General features: G+C 69.4%; 3 protein-coding genes and 1 pseudogene. 1 reads left to right on the top strand and 3 read right to left on the bottom strand.

Going from position 1 to position 2,983, the window contains the following annotated elements; translation table 11 throughout:
* Window positions 1–26 precede the first annotated feature (26 nt).
* Complete coding sequence (locus E1298_RS45710; RefSeq protein WP_131903619.1) at window positions 27–455, bottom strand: PGPGW domain-containing protein; 429 nt, start codon at window positions 453–455, stop codon at window positions 27–29.
* A 299-nt stretch (window positions 456–754) separates the two neighbouring features.
* Here E1298_RS45710 and E1298_RS45705 point away from each other — a divergent pair, with 299 nt between their 5' ends.
* Complete coding sequence (locus E1298_RS45705) at window positions 755–1,174, top strand: SsgA family sporulation/cell division regulator (protein WP_131903618.1); 420 nt, start codon at window positions 755–757, stop codon at window positions 1,172–1,174.
* On the opposite strand, the gene sthA is transcribed toward E1298_RS45705, so the two are convergent.
* Both sthA and E1298_RS49075 read right to left on the bottom strand, forming a co-directional pair.
* Window positions 1,175–2,578, bottom strand: a complete 1,404-nt coding sequence (gene sthA, locus E1298_RS45700; RefSeq protein WP_131903617.1) for a Si-specific NAD(P)(+) transhydrogenase — start codon at window positions 2,576–2,578, stop codon at window positions 1,175–1,177.
* A 41-nt stretch (window positions 2,579–2,619) separates the two neighbouring features.
* A pseudogene (locus tag E1298_RS49075) lies at window positions 2,620–2,983 on the bottom strand (TetR family transcriptional regulator); the annotation flags it as partial.

The raw sequence follows: 2,983 nt of genomic DNA, 5'->3' as shown, positions 1-2,983 counted from the left end.
GGGTGGGTGGGTGGCAGTGTCCTGCGTCAGTTCCAGAAGGTGGGGTCGTCGATGTTCCAGGGCAGGGTGAAGCTGTAGATCACCAGGTAGGCGATGACGGCGGCGCCGCCGAGGAGGCCGCCGATGATCGCGAGGATGGTGTTGCGGCGCTTCTTGCGGGGGTCGAGGGCCTTCTCCTTGGCGCGTTCCGCGGCCTGCTTGGCGCGGTGGAGGGCGCGCTGGGCCCAGGCGAACTCGGTGGCGAGGATGGCGAGGCCGACGACGATGCCGACGATGCCGGGGCCGGGGGTGACCATCATCACCAGGCCGCCGACGAGGACGGTCGCGCCGACGGTGAAGACGCCGATCCGCCAGGCCGTGTTGAGGATCGCGTTGCGGCGGAGGGTTTCGCGGAACCGTTGGAAGGGCCCCGGCTCGTCCGCCGGCGGCGCGTCCTTTTCATGATTTATTGCCACAGATTTACCCTAAGGCAGGACGTCGGGGCGATGGGGGCTGGATCGTTCCAGCAGGGCTGGGGTACTTCCTAGATCGTTACACACGTCGCGGGGTGACACGTACCGAATGATCCGCTTTTGCCCAGGTCAGGGGATACTTTTGTGAGGGTGAGATAGATCACACAGGCCGGGGGCGGCGGAATGTTCGGTCGAGTTCCGGCAGTTAGGCGTCATAGATCGCGGGGACATCCGTGAGGGGGAAGAGAAGCACTCACCGGACGACCCGCGAGCCAGCGGTACCGACGTATGAAGGAATGGCCATGAACAGCAGCACCACCGTCTCAGCGGAGCTGGGCCTCCGTCTCGTCGTGCCCGACCGCACGACCGTGCCTCTGCTCGCCGGGCTGGAGTACGCGGCGGACGACCCGTACGCCATCCGCATGGCCTTCTACGTCGGCGACGACGAGCCGGTGGAGTGGATCTTCGCCCGGGAGCTGCTCACCGTCGGCATCGTGCGCAAGGTCGGAGACGGCGATGTCGAGGTCTGGCCCGCCGCGCCGGACGACGACGCCTCGCTGAACATCGCGCTGTCGTCCCCGTTCGGCAACGCCCTGTTCGAGGTGCCCCTGACGCCCCTCGCCGACTTCCTGCACCGTACCTACCAGGCCGTCCCGGCCGGGCAGGAGACCGAGTTCATCGACATCGACGCCGAGTTGGAGAACCTGCTCTGGCCGTCGTGATCACTCGGTGAGGCGGGCGATGTGGCGCATCTTGTTCATCGCGTCCAGGGCCGCGACCTTGTAGGATTCCGCGAGTGTGGGGTAGTTGAACACCGCGTTGACCAGGTAGTCGACCGTCCCGCCGCAGCCCATGACGGTCTGCCCGATGTGGACGAGCTCGGTGGCGCCCGTGCCGAAGACGTGGACGCCGAGCAGTGAGCGGTCCTCGGGGGACACCAGGAGCTTGAGCATGCCGTAGGAGTCGCCGATGATCTGGCCGCGGGCCAGCTCGCGGTAGCGGGACACGCCGACCTCGAACGGGACCTTGGCCTCGGTGAGGGCGTCCTCGGTGCGCCCGACGAAGCTGATCTCGGGGATCGTGTAGATCCCGATCGGCTGGAGCTCGTGGATCTCCTGGACGGGCTCGCCGCAGGCGTGGTGGGCGGCGAGGCGGCCCTGCTCCATCGAGGTCGCGGCGAGGGACGGGAAGCCGATCACGTCGCCGACCGCGTAGATGTGCGGGACCTCGGTGCGGTAGTTCTCGTCGACCTTGATCCGCCCGCGGTGGTCGGCGGCGAGCCCGGCGGCCTCCAGGTCGAGCTCGCCGGTCATGCCGTGCCGTCCGGCCGAGTACATGACGGTGTCGGCGGGGATGCGCTTGCCGCTCTCCAGGACGGTCAGCGCGCCGCGGGCCATCCGCTCGACCGAGGCGACCGTCTCGCCGAACCGGAAGGTGACCGCGAGGTCGCGCAGGTGGTACTTGAGGGCCTCGATGATCTCCAGGTCGCAGAAGTCCAGCATCCGCTCGCGCCGCTCGACGACGGTGACCTTGGTGCCGAGCGCGGCGAACATCGAGGCGTACTCGATGCCGATCACGCCGGCGCCGACCACGACCATGGTCTCGGGGACGCGGTCCAGGCCCATGATGCCGTCGGAGTCGATCACCGTCTGCTCGTCGAACGCGACGGCGTCCGGACGGGCGGGGCGCGTACCGGTCGCGATCACGATGCGGTCGGCGGTGATCTTCTGCTCGCGGTCCCGGCCGCCGTGCACGGTGACGGCGTTCGGCTCCACGAACCGGCCCGTTCCCGGGATGACGGTGACGTGGTTGCGGGCGAGCTGGCTGCGGACGACGTCGACCTCGCGGCCGATGACGTGCTGGGTGCGCATTCCGAGGTCGGCGACCGTGATCTCTTCCTTGACCCGGTAGCTCTGCCCGTACAGCTCTCGCTGGCTGAGCCCCGTCAGGTACAGGACGGCCTCGCGGAGGGTCTTGGACGGGATCGTCCCGGTGTTGATGCAGACGCCGCCCATCATGTCGCGGCGGTCGACGATCGCGACCCGCCGACCGAGCTTGGCGGCGGCGATGGCCGCGCGCTGGCCACCGGGCCCCGAACCGAGGACGAGCAGATCGAAGTCGTTCACGCCCCCAGTCTGACGGGGCGGCGCCGTTCCCATAAGGGGCCTCACGGTGAAGATTCCGGTCGCCCTGGGCGCGGCGGTGTGCCGAGGCCGGCCAGGAGGTCGTCCAGGCCCGCCTTGATCCGCTCGATGGGCATGGCGCGCGCGCGGCGCTGGTGGACGAAGAGGTTGGCCGCCAGGGGTGCCAGGAGGGCGTCGGCCAGGTAGGCGGCGTCGGCGTCCGGACGGATCCTGGCGATGAGCAGGGCCAGGTGCCGCTGGTAGAGCCCGTACGAGCCGTCCCGGAAACGGGCGTCGGGCGGGTCGGCCTCGGCCATCAGCAGCAGGTCGGCCTGGGCGTCGGTGCGGTCGGCCAGGGCGTGCAGGAACGCGCGCAGGCGGTCCAGGGGGGCGGCACCGGGGCCCAGG

This window comes from Actinomadura rubrisoli, assembly GCF_004349215.1.
Lineage (GTDB): Bacteria > Actinomycetota > Actinomycetes > Streptosporangiales > Streptosporangiaceae > Spirillospora > Spirillospora rubrisoli.
Note: the sequence above shows the minus strand (reverse complement) of the source record. Positions and strands in the feature narration are given on the sequence as shown.

What these genes read in the sequence shown, in the direction of transcription:
- E1298_RS45705 (WP_131903618.1), top strand. Translation starts at nt 755, where the DNA reads ATGAACAGCAGCACCACCGTCTCAGCGGAGCTGGGCCTCCGTCTCGTC.